The 18,689-nt window shown below is 45.2% G+C and carries 16 protein-coding genes; 5 read left to right on the top strand and 11 right to left on the bottom strand.

What is annotated here, in order from left to right; translation table 11 throughout:
• Both nadD and AC0VYG_RS08665 read right to left on the bottom strand, forming a co-directional pair.
• On the bottom strand, positions 1-684 hold the full coding sequence (nadD, locus tag AC0VYG_RS08670; protein WP_475431912.1) for a nicotinate-nucleotide adenylyltransferase: 684 nt from the start codon (positions 682-684) through the stop codon (positions 1-3).
• A complete protein-coding gene (locus AC0VYG_RS08665; RefSeq protein WP_475432533.1) occupies positions 674-1,933 on the bottom strand; it encodes a glutamate-5-semialdehyde dehydrogenase in 1,260 nt (419 codons plus the stop codon). Before AC0VYG_RS08665 ends, nadD begins: the two co-directional genes overlap by 11 nt.
• Positions 1,934-2,063: 130 nt before the next feature.
• Between AC0VYG_RS08665 and tsaA the strand changes: the two genes are divergently transcribed.
• Together tsaA and AC0VYG_RS08655 are read left to right on the top strand one after the other, a co-directional pair.
• The gene (gene tsaA, locus AC0VYG_RS08660) at positions 2,064-2,786 is read left to right on the top strand and encodes a tRNA (N6-threonylcarbamoyladenosine(37)-N6)-methyltransferase TrmO (RefSeq protein ID WP_475431911.1); all 723 of its coding nucleotides are present in this window, start codon (positions 2,064-2,066) and stop codon (positions 2,784-2,786) included.
• A gap of 92 nt (positions 2,787-2,878) precedes the next feature.
• Complete coding sequence (locus AC0VYG_RS08655) at positions 2,879-3,139, top strand: hypothetical protein (RefSeq protein ID WP_475431910.1); 261 nt, start codon at positions 2,879-2,881, stop codon at positions 3,137-3,139.
• Positions 3,140-3,292: 153 nt separating this feature from the next.
• Here AC0VYG_RS08655 and rpsA read toward each other — a convergent pair whose 3' ends face one another.
• The 6 genes from rpsA to gyrA all read right to left on the bottom strand — a co-directional run bounded on the left by rpsA (position 3,293) and on the right by gyrA (position 13,096).
• Positions 3,293-4,975: a 30S ribosomal protein S1 gene (gene rpsA / locus AC0VYG_RS08650; protein WP_475431909.1), complete on the bottom strand. Its 1,683-nt coding sequence runs from the start codon at positions 4,973-4,975 to the stop codon at positions 3,293-3,295.
• Positions 4,976-5,149: 174 nt separating this feature from the next.
• Positions 5,150-5,836: a (d)CMP kinase gene (gene cmk / locus AC0VYG_RS08645; RefSeq protein ID WP_475431908.1), complete on the bottom strand. Its 687-nt coding sequence runs from the start codon at positions 5,834-5,836 to the stop codon at positions 5,150-5,152.
• A gap of 19 nt (positions 5,837-5,855) precedes the next feature.
• The gene (locus AC0VYG_RS08640; protein ID WP_475431907.1) at positions 5,856-8,063 is read right to left on the bottom strand and encodes a prephenate dehydrogenase/arogenate dehydrogenase family protein; all 2,208 of its coding nucleotides are present in this window, start codon (positions 8,061-8,063) and stop codon (positions 5,856-5,858) included.
• 55 nt (positions 8,064-8,118) lie between these two features.
• Positions 8,119-9,240 carry a prephenate dehydratase gene (gene pheA, locus AC0VYG_RS08635; protein ID WP_475431906.1) on the bottom strand — a complete coding sequence of 374 codons (1,122 nt, stop codon included), beginning with the start codon at positions 9,238-9,240 and terminating at the stop codon, positions 8,119-8,121.
• Between the two features lie 2 nt (positions 9,241-9,242).
• A complete protein-coding gene (gene serC, locus AC0VYG_RS08630; RefSeq protein WP_475431905.1) occupies positions 9,243-10,325 on the bottom strand; it encodes a 3-phosphoserine/phosphohydroxythreonine transaminase in 1,083 nt (360 codons plus the stop codon).
• Between the two features lie 71 nt (positions 10,326-10,396).
• Positions 10,397-13,096 carry a DNA gyrase subunit A gene (gyrA, locus tag AC0VYG_RS08625; protein WP_475431904.1) on the bottom strand — a complete coding sequence of 900 codons (2,700 nt, stop codon included), beginning with the start codon at positions 13,094-13,096 and terminating at the stop codon, positions 10,397-10,399.
• A gap of 383 nt (positions 13,097-13,479) precedes the next feature.
• On the opposite strand from gyrA, the gene ubiG reads away from it, so the two are divergent.
• Together ubiG and AC0VYG_RS08615 are read left to right on the top strand one after the other, a co-directional pair.
• On the top strand, positions 13,480-14,205 hold the full coding sequence (gene ubiG / locus AC0VYG_RS08620) for a bifunctional 2-polyprenyl-6-hydroxyphenol methylase/3-demethylubiquinol 3-O-methyltransferase UbiG (RefSeq protein WP_475431903.1): 726 nt from the start codon (positions 13,480-13,482) through the stop codon (positions 14,203-14,205).
• A gap of 31 nt (positions 14,206-14,236) precedes the next feature.
• Complete coding sequence (locus AC0VYG_RS08615; RefSeq protein ID WP_475431902.1) at positions 14,237-14,989, top strand: YciK family oxidoreductase; 753 nt, start codon at positions 14,237-14,239, stop codon at positions 14,987-14,989.
• A gap of 87 nt (positions 14,990-15,076) precedes the next feature.
• Here AC0VYG_RS08615 and AC0VYG_RS08610 read toward each other — a convergent pair whose 3' ends face one another.
• Together AC0VYG_RS08610 and fabV are read right to left on the bottom strand one after the other, a co-directional pair.
• Positions 15,077-15,709, bottom strand: coding sequence for a hypothetical protein (locus AC0VYG_RS08610; RefSeq protein ID WP_475431901.1), 633 nt, complete (start codon positions 15,707-15,709; stop codon positions 15,077-15,079).
• Between the two features lie 136 nt (positions 15,710-15,845).
• Positions 15,846-17,048, bottom strand: coding sequence for an enoyl-ACP reductase FabV (fabV, locus tag AC0VYG_RS08605; protein ID WP_475431900.1), 1,203 nt, complete (start codon positions 17,046-17,048; stop codon positions 15,846-15,848).
• Between the two features lie 180 nt (positions 17,049-17,228).
• Between fabV and AC0VYG_RS08600 the strand changes: the two genes are divergently transcribed.
• The gene (locus tag AC0VYG_RS08600) at positions 17,229-18,467 is read left to right on the top strand and encodes a glycosyltransferase family 4 protein (RefSeq protein ID WP_475431899.1); all 1,239 of its coding nucleotides are present in this window, start codon (positions 17,229-17,231) and stop codon (positions 18,465-18,467) included.
• 27 nt (positions 18,468-18,494) lie between these two features.
• Here the strand turns inward: AC0VYG_RS08600 and AC0VYG_RS08595 are convergent, their stop codons facing one another.
• On the bottom strand, positions 18,495-18,689 hold the full coding sequence (locus AC0VYG_RS08595; RefSeq protein ID WP_475431898.1) for a DUF1289 domain-containing protein: 195 nt from the start codon (positions 18,687-18,689) through the stop codon (positions 18,495-18,497).

Below are 18,689 nucleotides of genomic sequence, written 5' to 3'. Positions count from 1 at the left end.
CTATAGGTATAAATTATTTTGCTTAATGTAGTTCTGTACTGGTTCGGGCAATAAATAGGCAATGGACTCTTGCTTTTTGCAAAGCGCCCTTATCATGCTAGAAGAGATCTCTAGAGACGGCAACATTTCGAACCAGACAAACCCTGAGGGCGCGCATTGTAACTCATGAGCAGAGGTGGCACGACAATTTTCACAGAATGTCTGCAACTCTGAAATAAAATCAGGTTCCCATCCTGGACGAGACACCACAAGAAGATGCGCATACTCTATTAATGCCTGCCAATTATGCCAAGTTGGCAGTGACAAAAAGCTGTCCATGCCCAACACCATAATAAGCGGCTCGTCCGGCCCGACCTCTTGACGAATTTCTTTTAAGGTATCAATCGAATAGCTCGGACCTTTACGCAAAATTTCGCGTGAATCCACTAATAGCCGCTCATCACAGGAAATCGCTTTTTCAACCATATCAAGACGCTGCTGTGCCGTGACACTGGGCTGACCTTTATGAACTGGTTGATAGCAAGGAATCAGCCGTAAAGCTCTAAAGGCAAAACGGTCCACAATTTCTACCGCCGCACGCAGATGACCATTATGGATAGGATCAAATGTCCCCCCCATCATCGCGGTACCAGCAGGATGTTTTTTCTCTTTTAAGGATGAACGTGTCGCAGAATTAATTATCACGGGTATGACCATCACCCAATACGATGTATTTTTGACTGGTTAATCCCATCAACCCTACAGGACCGCGTACATGTATTTTATCCGTTGAAATACCAATTTCGGCACCGAGTCCATACTCAAACCCATCAGCAAATTGGGTTGATGCGTTAACCATCACCGATGAAGAGTCCACTCCCGCCATGAAAACGCGAGTTTTTGCATAACTGCCAGAGACGATTGCGTCCGTATGATGGGATCCATACTTGTTGATGTGCAAAATTGCCTCATCAATATCACCCACTAGCTTAACAGATAGCTTAGGCGCTAAATATTCCGTATACCAATCTTCTTCCGTGGCCGACGCTACAGACGACGAAATGGCTTGGGATGCATCACAGCCAACTAATTCAACCCCTTTTTCTTGATAAGCAGCGACGAGTCGAGGCAGAATATCTTTCGCCACCTGCTTATGAATAAGCAAAGACTCCATCGCGCCACACACACCATAACGTCGAGTTTTAGCATTCATACAAATCGTAAATGCCTTATCAAGATCCGCCTCATCATCAATATAAACATGACAATTACCATCAAGGTGTTTAATTACGGGGACTCGTGCATCCTGGCTAATACGCTTGATTAAGTTCTTGCCACCACGAGGCACAATCACATCCACATATTCAGCCATAGTAATGAGTTTTCCGACGGCATCGCGATCTACCGTATTTAACACCTGCACCGCTTCTTCTGGTAAACCTGCCTTTTTTAGTCCCACACTCACTGCCTGCGCAATAGCTTGATTGGAATAAAATGCTTCCGAACCACCGCGTAAAATGGTCGCATTGCCAGACTTTAAACATAAACTTGCCGCATCAATCGTCACATTGGGTCGTGACTCATAAATAATGCCAATGACCCCTAAAGGTACACGCATTTTGCCAACCTGAATGCCTGATGGTCTATACACCATATCCGTTATTTCACCAACAGGATCAGGTAACGTCGCCACTTGTTTAAGCCCTTCAATCATGCCATCAATACGAGCATCGTTTAGCAGTAGCCGATCTAATAAGGCAGCATCAAGCCCTTTTTCTTGACCGTTAGCCATGTCTTTAGCGTTCTCTTCGATCAATCGAGGTCGTGCTTCTTCCAGCGCCTTTGCCATGGCAAGTAAAGCGTCATTTTTTTGTGCAGTGGAAGCTTTAGCAAGAAGGCGAGAAGCAGATCTCGCTTGCTGACCAATTTGATTCATATAAGATTCTAAAGACATCATTTGAACTCTAATTAAGTAAACATAAAATGAAAACCGCAAAAATATCGCTGTCGGCTTAACCTTGACAGTATACTATCATAATATTTTTAGTGATTTTGCTCAGAATTAAGGGAAAAAGGAAACCAAATTGTCTGCATTTCGTAATTTCACCTTTTCTATCATTGGGATTGCTCATTCTTGTTATAAAGAGAAGTTTGGTATTCCTCGTCAACCTGGGCTCGTCACAGAAGCCACCGCCCGCATTGAGCTGATAGCCCCTTATAATCGACTCGATACACTAGACGGGCTGGAACAATTTTCTCATATATGGGTACAGTTTATTTTTCACGGCTGCTTAAATGAGAAGTGGAAAGCGAAAGTTCGCCCTCCCAGACTTGGAGGCAAAGAAAAATTGGGCGTGTTTGCCACCCGCGCAACCCATAGACCGAACCCAATAGGTCTGTCTGTGATTAAGTTGGGCGAAATTTATCAAGAAGAGAAAAAAGTATTTATTGATTTACACGGAGCAGACCTACTAGACGGCACCCCCATTATCGATATAAAACCTTACCTCCCCTATGCAGATAGCATTCCTAATGCACAGGGTGGGTTTGCCCCGTCCCCTTCCCCAGTGAGAGAAGTGCACTTTTCACCGCTAGCAAACCAACAGTGTCAGGATTATAAAGCATTGCATAATCGAGACATTGCCACTTTAATTAAACAAATTGTCCAACAAGACCCTCGCCCTTCCTATCTCGCAGGGCAAGTAGATCGAGAACACGGCACAACTGTTTGGGATATCAACGTGAAATGGTGCGCTCGTGATGATCATATGGAAATCCTCTATCTAGAGAATGTGGAAATAAATTGAGAGCACACCTATACGAGAAAGTGGCCACACGAATACTTCATAATAAGTAACAGATGGGCATGCAATTGATTGAAAGACGAGCGGAGAGTGTTATGAATAAGAAAGACTTCCTAAAAACTTACAAGACAATCAACAAGATGAACCTCTCGACAGACACTCAATCGGATCCCGCTCTGCAAGAGCCAAAGCTGTATCGCTCAGAACAAGATGAAAAACTGATCAAAGAAATGCATTTTGCCAAATTCCAGAAAAACTTACACAGAACCCAACACAGCGAAGAGTTTAAAAAGCTCGTTGAAAAGGAAGAATGGGACGAGCAAGACATGCAAAAACTGCTTGCCAGTTTACGCTAACCTAGCTAGGAAACAGACTATACCCATAGTTATCCACATGTTTTGTGTATAGTTTTCCTGTCAATGTGTTAACGCAAAATTGACAAAAATTTTTGATAAAAAAACGGGCCGAAGCCCGTTTTTCTATTCACTAAGATTTTACTTATCTAAATCTTAGTTTTGGTTTTCTAGTTGTGCTTTGATCAAATCACCGATAGTGGTTGGACCGTTTGCTTCAACTTGTTGCTTCTCTGAATGAGACTTAAGCGCTGCTTTCTCTTCAGTTGCATCTTTCTGCTTGATAGAAATAGCAATAGTACGGGCTTTACGATCAACATTGATGATCGCAGCTTCAACTTTATCGCCTTCTTTCAATGCAGTTGTTGCATCTTCAACACGCTCACGACTAATTTCAGATACTTTCAACGTCGCTTCAACACCATTAGCTAGAGTAACAACCGCACCTTTTGCATCAACAGATGCAACAGTACCATTGACGATAGCGCCTTTGTCGTTTTCAGCAACGAAAGCAACAAATGGGTCTTCTTCTAGCTGTTTAACGCCAAGAGAGATACGCTCGCGTTCAGCATCGATAGACAATACAACGGTTTCAAGCACATCGCCTTTCTTGTATTGACGAACCGCTTCTTCACCAGCTTCATCCCAAGATAGATCAGATAGGTGAACAAGACCATCAATGCCGCCATCAAGACCAATGAACACACCAAAGTCTGTGATAGACTTGATTGCGCCAGAGATTTTGTCGCCTTTGTTGAAAGATGTAGCAAATTCTTCCCATGGATTCATGGTGCACTGCTTGATACCCAAAGAGATACGACGACGTTCTTCGTCGATATCAAGGATCATAACTTCTACTTCATCACCGATCTGAACGACTTTAGATGGATGAATGTTTTTGTTCGTCCAATCCATTTCAGATACGTGAACAAGACCTTCTACACCTTCTTCAAGCTCTGCGAAGCAGCCGTAATCAGTCAAGTTAGTTACTTTAGCAGTAACTTTGGTACCTTCTGGGTAACGTGCTTTGATAGCAACCCATGGATCTTCACCCAATTGTTTAAGACCTAAAGACACACGGTTACGCTCGCGGTCAAACTTAAGTACTTTAACATCGATTTCATCGCCAACAGCAATGATTTCACTTGGGTGCTTAATGCGTTTCCAAGCCATATCAGTGATGTGTAGAAGACCATCAACACCACCAAGATCAACGAACGCACCGTAATCTGTAAGGTTCTTAACGATACCTTTAACTTCTTGACCTTCCTCAAGAGAAGCAAGAAGTGTTTCACGTTCAGCGCTGTTAGTCGCTTCCATAACGGCACGACGAGAAACAACAACGTTGTTACGTTTTTGATCAAGCTTGATAAGTTTGAACTCTAGATCCACACCTTCCAAGTGAGATGTATCGCGAATTGGGCGAACATCTACCAAAGAGCCTGGTAAGAAAGCACGGATATTAGCGATATCAACAGTGAAGCCACCTTTAACTTTACCATTGATAACACCATTGACGATGGCACCTTCTTCGTAAGCTTTTTCAAGAACCGCCCACGTTTCAGCACGTTTCGCTTTTTCACGAGACAATTTAGTCTCACCGAAACCATCTTCAACAGCATCTAGTGCAACTTTAACTTCGTCGCCGATGTTAAGGTTGAACTCACCACTTTCCGTTAGGAACTGAGAACGAGGAATTACGCCTTCAGATTTAAGACCTGCATGAACAGTTACCCACTCGCTGTCGATGTCAACAACAATACCAGTAACAATTGAGCCAGGCGCCATTTCGACGCTTTTTAGGCTTTCTTCAAACAGTTCTGCGAAGCTTTGAGTCATTGTATTTCCTATATAGTCGGCCAAGAAACCTTAGCCTTATCCGTATCACCAGCAAATACGGGTCAATTTTTAAGAATATTGCGATAAAAGTATGCTGGTCTCTTATCGACTTGTATAAAACCTAATCCATTCTAGCACATTCTTGTAAAAACAGTACACGCACAAAAGAACAGGCTATGCGAGACCTGCTTTTACTACTTCAGCAAAAACTATCTCGACAACCTGTTCTATTGTTAAATCTGTACTGTCAATCACTAAAGCGCCAGCCGCTGGCACTAGAGGCGCAATGGCTCTGTTGGCATCGCGTTCATCCCTTTCTTTAATCGACTGAACCAATTCATTAAGATTAACAGTTTCCCCTTTTTGCTGCAATTGTTGTAAACGTCTTTGCGCGCGCTCTTCAGCCGACGCCGTCAAAAAAATCTTAATCGGGGCATTAGGGAAAACAACTGTCCCCATATCACGCCCATCTGCTACCAAACCTGGCGCTTGTGCAAACGCTCGTTGACGCAACAGCAAACCTTCTCTAACTTCCGGAATAGCAGCCAATTTCGAAGCATTATTTCCCACATCTTCCGTTCGAATTGCTTGTGTGACGACCTCACCTTCCAACACAATCTCAACCTTTCCCTCATCATCACCTTGCTGGAACTGAATATCGAGATGCTCGGCCAACACTTTTAGCGTATCAACCTCATCTACAGACATTCCATGATGGGAAACAGCCAACGCCAACAATCGATATAAGGCACCACTATCAAGCAAATGCCATCCCAGCTTCTCTGCGACTAATTGGCTAACAGTTCCTTTGCCAGCACCACTTGGACCATCAATCGCGATGACTGGGGCTTGATTAATCATAAATCTTCCTCTTTCAATGCTATTGAGCAACAGCACAGTGGAAACCCACCCGCGCCGCTACCTCTTGTAATTCTGTAAACTCGTTTAATAATTTTTGACAATCATCAACCTTCGTTGCTCCAGAGCTCCGTACGGCAATGGCTAACATCGCTAGCGCAAGATGATAATCACCGGCACAATCCATTTCTCCGCCAGTAGGAGAACCACCCACAATTTGCAAATGTCCTGAATGGTACTCACATTCAACCCCCACTTGCACAAACGCATCCACTAAACACTGGACTCTGTCCTCATGATAATAAGGCAATAAATTAATACCACTAAGAGAACTGGTACCATTAGAATAGGCCGCGACAACACACAGCAAAGGTAACATATCTCGCACCTCATACACTTGCTCTGCATTAAGCGTCAAAGGGGACAATTGAGCAAAAGACACAACCAGCTCTCCAACATCAAAGCCTCCCTCTTTACTTTGCTGCACAGAAAAGTTCGCACCAGAAGCCTTTAGAACAGGCCAATAAGCCTTCGCCAATCGCTCACAAAATACGTTTTTTAACGTCAGCTTTGACCCTGGTGACAAACTTGCTAGCAACATCCACCAAGCGGCTTTCCCCCCATCACCAGGCAAAGTAATCTCATTACCCTTGGGAGGTAAGCTAGAAAGGGCCACGCCGCCTTCTTGAATCTGTAAACGAATGGAAAAATTCGCAAACACATCTCGATTGACATCTAATGTCGAACCACCTTGCAACCTAGCCCCTTCAGGCATAAAAAGTAAAGCAAACAAGGCCGTCGTATCCAATAATTCCGCCCCATATGGGGTAACCAGCTTTTTACCCTCTAATTCACTTGGCTCAAGCTCAACAGGCAAACAGTCAGCCGCACTCGGCGTCAAATGACTTCCCATAGAGCGTACCAAGTCAAACAAATTTCCCATGGGGCGATTGAGTAATATACCCTCAGCAATCACCTTAGAAGAAAAGCTCTGAGCAGCCAAAACTGGCAACAAAAGATACAAACTCATGATCGATTCATAAACATTAATCGGTGCAATCGGGGCCTTTAACCCCCGCAGACCCACACCGTGAATGCGCAATTGATTTGCTGCCACCTGTTCAATCACTACCCCCATATCTCGAAAGGCTTGCAAGGTAATTAAAACATCGCCACTCAAATCAACATTGCGCAATACACTAAGACCCTCTGACAGGCAGGCTAGGGTAATCGCCTTATGTGACAAAAATTTGTCACCCAACAAAGAAATTTCCCCCTTTATTGAGGAAACAGGAGACACATTGAGCGAAATGGGCTTTATTTCTTGAGAGCGTCCAGAAGTTCGGTGCTCCAACAAACGCAAAAAGTGATCTCTGGCAGACTTGGCCCGTGTAAAAACACCAAACATGCCAGCGCCATCGCCTTGCTCTATGGCTTCTCTCATCACCGCTAGACGCTCAGTAAATTGATCTAACGTCGCTAACGTCGCTTTTTTATTCGAAAGAAACACATCACGCCACATGACAGGATCACTCGAAGCAATGCGTGTAAAGTCACGAAAACCACCCGCTGCAAACTTAAACACATCTTGACTACGATCACTGTTCGCCAATGCATCGACCAAAGTATACGCCAAGAGATGAGGTAAATGACTGGAGGAGGCAAGAACATAATCGTGATGCTCAACATCCATGCTCACAACCTCCGCCCCAACAGCCATCCATAATTGATGCAAACGATCTACCAACACAGGATTACTGACTGGCAGCGGCGTCACAATCGCCATATGTTTTTCAAACAAATGCGAATTGGCCGCTAACACCCCACTTTTTTCTGCGCCAGCAATCGGATGCCCAGGAATAAAATTTGCGGGCATATCGCCAAAGACCTGCTTAGCGGCTTCAACAACACTGCCCTTTGTCGACCCAACATCTGTCAACAAGGTAGTAGGTTTTAGATAAGGTTTTATCTCAGACAGGACTGACTCCATCGCCCTCACAGGCGTAGCCAGTATGATGACATCCATCTTTTCAATAAACTCGGATGAAAGCATTGCCGGATGATCAATGACCCCCGTAGAAACACCAAGTACCAATTCAGACTCACGTCTATCAACCCCATACAGGGTTGCCAAACCTCTCTCTTTTAGTGCCTTAGCGAAAGAACCGCCAATCATGCCGAGACCGACAACTAATACATTCCCAAACAGAGGCACTTCTTTTGTATCCATATCCAACACGCTTATAAGACCTTTATATCTAACGGCATTCGCCACATTATCAAGCTCACAGCACAGCCACTGGATAAGACCCCAGCACCCTCACTTCCGACGCTCTAGCCTTTAATTCCTCAATCACAGACTGGCAAGCTTTATCTTGATGGTGACCAACAAAGTCGATATAAAAAACATAATCCCAGCGACTCACAAGAGATGGTCGCGTCTCAAGCCGTGTCATGTCGACACCATTACGATCAAAAGCGGCCAACAGATGGTACAAAGCCCCGGGTTCATTTTTTGCGCTGATAAGTAAGGACGTTTTATCACAGCCACTTGGCTCAACATCCTGCTTACCTACCACCAAAAAGCGCGTGGTATTATCTGGTCGATCTTCTATATTCGCCGAGACTTTTACCAATCCATAAAGCTCACAGGCAATGTCACCTGCAATCGCCGCAATCGCTTTCGCTGACATTCCCGCTTCCGAGACAAGGCGTGCTGCCTCGGCATTAGACGAGACAGCAATACGCTCAGCATGAGGCCAGTATCGATCCAACCAAGCACGACATTGCGCCAATGACTGTTGATGAGAGTAAATATGCGTCACATCAGCAGGATCAATATTCGGGCTCACCAACAGATGGTGATGAATACGCTCTTCAACTTCCCCGCAAATTTTTAAGTGGGTATCACGAAAACTGTCTAATGTATGATTCACAACGCCTTCAGTGGAATTCTCAACGGGCACCACACCATAATGCGCCGCCCCAGACTCTACCTCGCGAAACACCTCATCGATGGCCGCCATGGGAGAGCTAATAATGGACGCACCAAAATGCTTTAATGCGGCCTGTTGAGTAAATGTTCCCTCAGGTCCGAGAAACGCAATGCGCATTGGCCTCTCAAGCGCCAAACAAGAGGACATAACTTGGCGAAAGATCTTCGCCATTTCTTCGTGACCAAGTGGCCCTTCATTACGTTCCATCACACGGCGTAATACTTGCGCCTCGCGTTCAGGACGATAAAACACCACCGACTCTTCGCCTTGCTCATGAAGTTTCACTTCCGCCACTTTCTGAGCACAACGCGCACGCTCATTAATCAGTGCTTGAATTTGCGAATCTATCGCGTCGATACGGTCTCGCAACAATGGCAGAGTATCTGGGATGGTTTGAATAGAATCTGACATTATTATTTACCGTAACGCCCTTCAAAATCGCGCATAAAACCAATCAGAGCCTGTACACCTTCCATCGGCATGGCATTATAGATACTGGCACGCATACCACCAACAGAACGATGGCCCTCTAATGTTCGTAAACCTGCTGCTTTAGATTCTTCTAGGAATGTCCCCTCCAAAGATTCATCAGCCAATGTGAATGGCACGTTCATCCGAGAGCGATAGCGTGGATCAATGGGGTTAGCGTAGAAATCACTGCCATCAATGGCGGCATACAATGCATTGGCTTTGGCAATATTTTGTTGCTCAATCGCAGCAACACCACCTTGAGCCTCTAACCATTCAAACACCAAATCCGCCAAGTAAATGGCAAACGTTGGCGGAGTATTAATCATGGAATCATTGGCAGCAAGGGTGGCAAAATTCCAAACGGTCGGTAATGTATCAGAGCTACGGGCAAGCAAGTCTTTACGAACAATACAAATCACGACACCAGCTGGGCCTACGTTTTTCTGCGCGCCTGCGTAGATCATACCGTACCGACTCACATCTATTTGGCGAGACAAAATGGTTGAAGATAAATCAGCCACAATCGGCAAAGACGTGTCTGGTAAATCCGCAAACTCTAAACCACCAATCGTTTCATTAGGACAAAGGTGCAAGTAAGCCGCGCTATCATCCAAATTCAGCGTCGCGAAGTCTGGCACAGTATGATAGCTCTGCTCTTTAGAAGAGCCCGCTAAAACGACGTTAGTGTATTTCTTTGCTTCTTTGATAGCCTTCGACGACCAAGCCCCTGTATCTAGATAGCAAGCGGAGTTAAAGCCATGGGTAAGGTTGGCAGGAATCTGAGCAAATAGCGCCGATGCGCCACCTTGTGCAAACAAAATTTCATAGTCGTCGCTAATATTCATCAAACGCGACAAACGCGCTTTAGCCGATGCTAAGATTGACTTAAACTCGGAGCTACGATGACTCATTTCCATCACAGACACACCAGCACCGTGCCAATCTAATAACTCAGACTGTGCTTTTTCAAGAACCGCTTCAGGAAGCGCTGCTGGACCAGAACAAAAATTGTATACTCGACTCATCCCGCCTATTACCTCTAAAAAAATCAGGACTTATAACAGAAAAACGACGCACCTAAGTGCGCCGTTGCTTTTTACTCTGCACCGTCTTCCCGGGCATCAGGGTCTAGACCTGCTTTTGGCTCTTCACCATCACCCTCGAGCGCATCTTCATCTTTTGGTTCGACATCCGCAAGCGCATCGTCGATAGCCAGATCACTCTCATCATCCTCAACCACACGAACCACACCTACTAAATGCTCATCGTTGGTTAAGCGAATCAAGGTCACACCTTGCGTGTTACGCCCTTGACAAGACACTTCAGAAACACGGGTACGAACCAGAGTTCCTTGATCGGTAATCAAGATAATTTCATCCGTTTCATCGACCTGAGTAGCCCCAACAACTGGACCATTTCGCTCAGACACCTGAATACCAATAACCCCTTGACCTCCACGGCCATACACAGGGAAATCATCAATCATAGTACGCTTACCATAACCGTTCTCACAGGCCATCAAAACCGCTGTGCCCTGTTGAGGAACGATCAAAGAAACCACTTTGGCACTTTCTGCCAAACGGATACCACGAACACCAGCTGCAGTACGCCCCATGGCACGGACATCCCCTTCATTGAAGCGGATCGTCTTACCAGAACTAGACACCAACATAATGTCATCGTTACCACTGGTTTGAGCCACACCAACCAAGGCATCCGTCTCATCCAAACTCAAGGCAATCAACCCTGTTGAGCGTGGGCGGGCAAAATGTTCCATCGCCGTTTTCTTAACCGTACCATTCGCTGTTGCCATAAAGATGTAGCTGCTTGCCTCTTGGGTAGCCTCTTCATCATCCGCTTCAGAGTCGCTTTTTTCTGGTGCGGTTAACGGCAATAAGGCCGAAATATGCTCACCCTCTGCCAATGGCAATAGGTTTACGATAGGACGCCCCTTAGAGTTACGGCTAGCCACTGGAATTTCGAATACACGCAACCAATACACTTTGCCGAAATTAGTAAAGAGCATCACAGTATCATGACTACTGGTTACCAACAGATGGCTAATATGATCTTCGTCCTTCATCGCAGACGCCGACTTACCACGACCACCACGACGCTGGGCTTTATATTCTTCTAACGGTTGAGATTTCGCATAGCCAGTATCTGAAATCGTGACAACCATAGGCGCTTCATCGATCAGATCGGCAATGGTCAAATCTTGGCGAGAAGTCAAAATCTCAGTACGGCGAACATCACCAAAACTGTCTCGAACGTCTTCTAACTCTTCACGAATAACTTCCATCAAGCGCTCAGGGTTAGACAGGATATACAGCAACTCGGCAATCACGTCGATCAAAGAGCGGTATTCGCCCATCAACTTCTCATGCTCAAGTCCCGTCAAACGATGTAAGCGCAGATCAAGAATGGCTTGAGCCTGTTCAGGAGAAAGATGATAAATACCGTCCACAAAACCATAACGCTCATCCAAGTCATCTGGACGACAGGCATCCGATCCGGCGCGCTCCAACATTGCGACCACATCACCTGGCTGCCAAGCTTCCGTCACCAATTTTTCTTTTGCCTCAGCCGAAGTGGGCGACGTACGAATCAGCTCAATAACACGGTCAATGTTCGCCAAAGCGACCGCAAGACCTTCAAGGATATGACCACGTTCACGGGCTTTGCGAAGCTCGTAAATCGTGCGACGGGTCACCACTTCACGACGGTGTTTAACAAAACATTCAAGAATTTGTTTGAGATTCAATAACTGTGGGCGCCCATCGACCAAGGCCACCATATTAATACCAAACACTGACTGAAGCTGAGTTTGGGTAAAGATATTATTAACCACAACATCGGGGTTTTCACCACGACGCAGTTCCACAACGATGCGCATGCCTTCTTTATCAGACTCATCACGCAGCTCGCTGATGCCTTCCAGCTTTTTATCTTTCACAAGCTCCGCAATTTTCTCAATCACTTTTGCTTTGTTAAGCTGATAAGGAATTTCTGTAAACACAATCGATTGGCGATTGCCTTTTTCCATGTCTTCAATATGGTGACGGGCACGCATGTAAATACGCCCACGGCCTGTCTTATAAGCTTCAACAATACCAGCACGGCCGTTGATAAACGCAGCCGTTGGAAAGTCTGGCCCAGGAATGTGCTCCATTAACTCTTCAATGCTCACATCAGCATTATCAATTAACGCTAAACAGCCATCGATCACTTCACCTAAATTATGCGGTGGAATGTTTGTTGCCATCCCAACCGCGATCCCCGCAGAACCATTGACCAACAAACCGGGGACACGTGATGGCAAGACAGACGGCATAAACTCAGTGCCATCATAGTTAGGCACAAAATCAACCGTTTCTTTCTCTAAATCCATCAATAAATGATGAGAGATTTTCTCCATGCGGATTTCTGTGTAACGCATGGCGGCCGCACTGTCACCATCCACCGAACCGAAGTTACCTTGACCGTCAATCAAGGTGTAACGCATTGAGAAAGGCTGCGCCATACGAACAATCGTGTCGTACACCGCCACATCGCCATGCGGATGGTATTTACCGATGACATCACCGACAATACGTGCCGATTTTTTGTAAGCTTTATTCCAATCGTTCTTCAGCTCATTCATGGCAAACAAGACACGACGGTGGACAGGCTTAAGCCCATCACGCACATCTGGCAACGCTCGCCCAACGATTACGCTCATTGCATAATCAAGGTAGGAACCCTTTAGTTCATTTTCGATACTGACGGGAATAATTTCTTTGGCTAATTCACCCATAGATACAACCGATCCTTATGCCTCGGAGTCTGACAGACGCCCTGATATCTTTTTATAAGCGCAGTATTGTACCATAAGGAATTAAATAAGACCTCTGCGGTGTCATGTTTTGTTCATCATTTATCAAGTAAAAAAGACCGCCTCTATCCCTTATTTTTTTATTGATCCCCATCACATATCGCACACACCCCATAGCAAATCTCCCTTACCTTTCTATAGTTCCACTTTTTAACCTTGGTCAGCTTACAGGTTGTCGTTATAATGAAAGTACACGTAAGTCATTTACATTTAGCTCAGACTAAGAACATATCAGGCTCTATTGCTTTACATCCGCGTAGAGATGACTAAAAAAACATCCATGAAACTCTATTTTGGAACCCAACATGACAGACAATACCGAACACAAAGCCAATGTCGACCTAACTGAAGTGGCGAAGTTTGAAGCACTTGCCAGTAAATGGTGGGATACCGAGAACGAATTTAAACCTTTACACGATATCAACCCACTACGAGTAAATTACATTAATGAGCACGCACCTCTTAAAGGTAAAAAAGTCATTGATGTTGGATGTGGTGGTGGCATTCTATCTGAAGCCATGTCCAAGCTAGGCGCACAAGTAAAAGGCATTGATATGGGAGAAGCCCCTCTTGCTGTAGCAGAACTGCACAAAAAAGAATCAAAACTGAACATTGATTACGAACGCATCACCGCAGAAGACATAGCAGAGCGCGAAGCTGGTCAATACGACGTTGTCACCTGTCTAGAAATGTTGGAACACGTTCCAGACCCCTCTTCTGTTATAAAAGCCTGCATGACATTAGTGAAACCAGGCGGCGATGTATTCTTTTCCACCATAAACCGCAACCCCAAGTCCTATCTGTTTGCCATTATTGGCGCCGAATACATTCTCAACATGCTTCCCAAAGGAACCCATGACTACGCAAAATTCATCCAACCCTCTGAATTAAACAACTATGCCCGACAAGCAGGTTTAGAGGTGCAGCACATGATAGGCATGACTTACAACCCAATTACCAAACACTATAAGCTGACTACAAAAGATGTATCCGTCAATTACATGATGCATACTCAAAAGCCAAACGCATAAAATCATTATGTTAAAGAAAGAGGGAGTTGCTATGTTCGATTACAAAGCCCCAGAACAATTATTAAAAGATAAAGTGATTTTGGTCACTGGCGCAGGCGACGGCATTGGCAAGGCAGCAGCAATCACCTATGCTCAATACGGCGCCACCGTTATTTTGCTTGGAAGAACAGCCAAAAAACTGGATACGGTCTACGATATCATTAAAGAAAAAGGCTACCCTGAAGCGGCTATTGTACCTCTTAACTTGGATGGCGCTGGGGAACATGACTACTCCGAACTTGCCAACACCATTAAAAACGAGTTTGGGCAGCTAGATGGCATACTCCATAACGCAAGTCTACTGGGTGAGCGCACCCCTCTTTCCGCTTACAATGCCAATACCTTTGAACAAGTTATGAAGGTCAATGTTCATAGTCAACTTCTTATCAATCAGGCACTTTTACCTCTGTTGGAAAAAGCACCCAATGCCTCCATCGTTTTTACCACGTCAAGCGTCGGCAGAAAGGCAAGAGCATACTGGGGCGCTTACGCAATTTCTAAGTTTGCTACGGAAGCCATGATGCAATTACTGGCTGACGAATTAGGCAACATCTCCAACATTCGATCGAACGCCATTAACCCTGGTGCAACCAGAACCCAAATGCGCGCCGCCGCCTACCCAGCTGAAAACCCTGAAACATTGCCCACTCCAGAAGAAATCATGCCTGTTTACTTATATTTGATGGGCAATGACAGCCTTGATATCAATGGACAATCCCTAGACGCACAGGCACAAAAAGCCTAAAAGGCAAAAAAAAGAGACGGTCAGCATCTTCCGCCACCGTCTCTTTTTTAGCAAACACCACCCTTCCACCTTCAATACAATGGGCTACTAGCCACCACCAATCAACTGGTTCAATTTCTCTTCTTGTGTTTTTTTCGAGAGGGGTGTCGACCCATTATCTGTAGAAGCAGGCTGTTTTTCAGCTTTATCTGCAGAGGCTTTGCCGCCCATTGTCTTACTTCCATCATCCGGCGAAATGGCCGAAAACTCTCCCGCATCGGGGTTAATACCTTGAGACTTTTCGGCAGTCTTTACAGACTGCTTTTCATCTTCATTTAGTTTATTCAACTGATCACCAAAAATTCCGACTTCCGGCATCATACGCAGCCGTTTTTCTTGAATTGCTTCAGGGATATGCCCTGTAAACAACACAGTAAAAGGCGCCTCTTCTGTACGACGATTGATCTCGTTATATATCTTGTTTTCTTTTGCCGCGACGTCATTTTCCTCCAAATAAGCCCAAGAGGAACCATTTGGAGACACCACAACATCTGGCTCCTTTACAGAAGGCTTAGATTTTTCGACAGGAATAACATCCACTTTATTGGGAGAATCGAGCACAACTTGATGCTGGGCATGAATAATCTTATTACCATAAATAATATTGACAGGCTTCTCGACCACCCTTTGCGCCCAAACCGTCAGCGGCAAGAATAAGACAGCCCAAACAATGCTTTTCATGACAACCCCAAATTACGCACTCAGACACTCCAAAAGACAACCTCACATAGACTATAAAATATATCATCCCATTAAAAAAGGAGACCAAGCAAAGCTCAACCTCCTTTTCGTAACTCGACGGTACTAATATGTAAAATTACAGCGTGATCACATCAAACTCGACAACTGGCTCAGCATCTGCCTCATAATCCACACCTTCAACGCCGAAGCCAAACAACTTCAAGAACTCATCTTTATAAAGCTGGTAATCCGTTTCTGCGAACAAGTTCCCATCGTTAATTTGCGGCCAAAGATCACGACAAGCCTGCTGAACGTCTTCACGCAGTTCCCAATCATCCAGACGCAAGCGGTTACTGTCATCCACAAGCTCTGCTGGATTATGATTGTTGTACAAACGTTCAGCAAACATACGGTAGATTTGATCCATACAACCTTCGTGAAGCCCTTTTTCGCGCATTACCTTGAATACCATGGCAAGATACAGGGGCATCACAGGAATCGCAGAAGAGGCCTGAGTCACAACCGACTTAAGTACAGCCACGTTTGCACCGCCTTCAAATTCAGCAAGCTGATCATTGATTGCATGCGCCGCACGGTCCAAGTCTTCTTTTGCTTTACCTAGCGCACCGTGCCAATATATTGGCCAAGTGATATCAGAACCGATGTAAGAGTAAGCAACGGTACGAACGCCTTCCGCTAGTACGCCAGCCTCTTTAAGAGCAGACATCCAAAGTTCCCAATCCTGACCGCCCATAACCGTTGTTGTCGCTGCGACTTCTTCTTCCGTTGCCGGCTCAATTTCCGCTTCAATAATCACATCTTTATTGGTATCAATCGCAGTAGAGCGGTAAGGCTGACCAATAGGCTTAAGTACAGAGCGAACCACCTCCCCTGTATCTGGTAACTTACGAACAGGAGACGCCAAGGAGTACACCACCATATCCACTTCACCCAGATCTCGCTTGATCAGCTCAATAACTTGATCGCGCGCTTCATTTGAAAAAGCATCACCGTTAATACTTTTTGCGTACAAACCTTCTTCTTTTGCCGCTTTATCAAAGGCGGCCGCATTATACCAACCTGCGGTACCGGTTTTCTTTTCTGTTCCAGGCTTTTCAAAAAACACACCAATCGTCGCAGCACCAGAACCAAATGCAGCGGCAATACGAGAAGACAAGCCGTAACCGCTAGACGCCCCAATCACAAGTACTTTTTTTGGCCCATTCTGAATTTGACCTTTACTTTTTGTGAAGGCGATCTGATCCCTTACGTTTTGCTCACAGCCCACAGGGTGAGTTGTCGTACATATAAATCCGCGAATTTTTGGTTTGATGATCATATATAATCTCTCAATGACATGTTTTCCTTACGCCTTGTGATCCGCCAATCCTAAGAATCAACCACACAAGACAAATTTGCCCACCATGATACAATAGCTCAATGAATATGTCCTGACCTTGAATCAAAATTCAACGATTCAACCTCAGTCTTAACCCTTTTAAAAATCAAAGAGATCAAGGTGCATTTACTTATCATCGGCTACGTTTGGCCCGAACCCAACTCCTCTGCAGCGGGTAGCCGCATGATGCAGCTACTTAGCACATTTCGCAAACAAGATTGGCAAGTCACCTTCGCCAGTCCCGCACAACCAACTGAACATATGGCCAATTTAGAGGTCATTGGCGTTCAGACTGCGCAGATTCTTCTTAATGACGAGTCCTTCAACCAGTTTATCCTCGATGCCACTCCCGACGCAGTCATCTACGATCGTTTTATGATGGAAGAACAATTTGGCTGGCGTGTTGAAACATACTGCCCAAACGCCTTGCGCATTCTAAACACCGAAGACCTCCATTCTCTTCGCCACGCCAGACACCAAGCCGTCAAACAAAAGCGACCATTCCAGTTAGAAGACATGTATAACGATCTTGGCGTTCGAGAAATCGCCGCCATTCTTCGCTGCGACCTAACCTTGATGATTTCAGAAATGGAAACCAAACTATTAATCGATGAATTCCAGGTACCAGAAACACACCTTTTTCACCTACCCTTTATGCTCCCATCACCACAGGAAGCAGGCTCGCTCCCCAGCTTTGAAGCACGCCAACACTTCATCAGTATCGGCAACTTCCGCCATGCACCGAACTGGGATGCAGTATTACAGCTAAAAACAGAAATCTGGCCCCGCCTTAGAAAACGACTCCCCCAAGCAGAGCTGCATATATATGGCGCCTACCCACCCCCTAAAGCCACTCAACTTCATAATGCAAAAGACGGTTTTCTTGTAAAAGGCTGGGCAGAAGATGCTCAGGCCGTCATGCAACAAGCAAGACTCTGTTTGGCACCATTACGCTTTGGTGCGGGCATCAAAGGAAAGTTGGTCGAAGCGATGCAGATGGGCACACCAAGCATTACCACACACATTGGCGCAGAAGCAATGCATGGGACACTGCCATGGAATGGCGTCATCACTGATGCGATTGACGCATTTGTTGAAGCAGCAGCTTCCCTATACGAAGACAAAGCCAATTGGGAATTAATGCAAAAAAACGGCGCGACGATTTTAAACGCACGTTATTTGGAAACAGAATGGGCACCAAAGCTTATCGCTAAAATCCAACAGCAATATCAACAAAAGGAAGACTTAAGGAAAAAGCATTTTTTCGGTAAAATGCTCAGACATCACTCAATGAAAAGCACTCAATATATGTCTCAATGGATTGAACTGAAAAACCAACGCGATGCAAGCAAGAGCTAGCAAGAAACCATCAGCACCAGAAGCAAATTAGCCAGACACTAATTTGCTTTTAGCTTCTCGTTCTCGCACTTTTTTCATAACCGCCAACTGGGACGCTTTATTCATGCCACCCCATAAACTAATTTCTCGACCACTCCGGTAGCAGCCAACGCAAATATCCTCTTCATTCAATAAGCAAATGTTAACACAAGGAGACTTGACTTGAGGTTTTGGTCTACTCAT

The sequence above is a fragment of the Marinomonas sp. 63XJN7_7_ISO-PGPR-S23-202 genome, assembly GCF_056173505.1.
The sequence above is the reverse complement of the archived record's forward strand: the minus strand, read 5'-3'. Positions and strand labels throughout refer to the sequence as shown.

Bases quoted from the DNA above. Each gene is read 5' to 3' on its own strand.
- AC0VYG_RS08665 (WP_475432533.1), bottom strand. From the start codon at position 1,933: ATGTCTTTAGAATCTTATATGAATCAAATTGGTCAGCAAGCGAGATCT.
- AC0VYG_RS08655 (WP_475431910.1), top strand. From the start codon at position 2,879: ATGAATAAGAAAGACTTCCTAAAAACTTACAAGACAATCAACAAGATG.
- rpsA (WP_475431909.1), bottom strand. From the start codon at position 4,975: ATGACTCAAAGCTTCGCAGAACTGTTTGAAGAAAGCCTAAAAAGCGTC.
- cmk (WP_475431908.1), bottom strand. From the start codon at position 5,836: ATGATTAATCAAGCCCCAGTCATCGCGATTGATGGTCCAAGTGGTGCT.
- AC0VYG_RS08640 (WP_475431907.1), bottom strand. From the start codon at position 8,063: ATGGATACAAAAGAAGTGCCTCTGTTTGGGAATGTATTAGTTGTCGGT.
- pheA (WP_475431906.1), bottom strand. From the start codon at position 9,240: ATGTCAGATTCTATTCAAACCATCCCAGATACTCTGCCATTGTTGCGA.
- serC (WP_475431905.1), bottom strand. From the start codon at position 10,325: ATGAGTCGAGTATACAATTTTTGTTCTGGTCCAGCAGCGCTTCCTGAA.
- gyrA (WP_475431904.1), bottom strand. From the start codon at position 13,096: ATGGGTGAATTAGCCAAAGAAATTATTCCCGTCAGTATCGAAAATGAA.
- ubiG (WP_475431903.1), top strand. From the start codon at position 13,480: ATGACAGACAATACCGAACACAAAGCCAATGTCGACCTAACTGAAGTG.
- AC0VYG_RS08615 (WP_475431902.1), top strand. From the start codon at position 14,237: ATGTTCGATTACAAAGCCCCAGAACAATTATTAAAAGATAAAGTGATT.
- AC0VYG_RS08610 (WP_475431901.1), bottom strand. From the start codon at position 15,709: ATGAAAAGCATTGTTTGGGCTGTCTTATTCTTGCCGCTGACGGTTTGG.
- fabV (WP_475431900.1), bottom strand. From the start codon at position 17,048: ATGATCATCAAACCAAAAATTCGCGGATTTATATGTACGACAACTCAC.
- AC0VYG_RS08595 (WP_475431898.1), bottom strand. From the start codon at position 18,689: ATGAGTAGACCAAAACCTCAAGTCAAGTCTCCTTGTGTTAACATTTGC.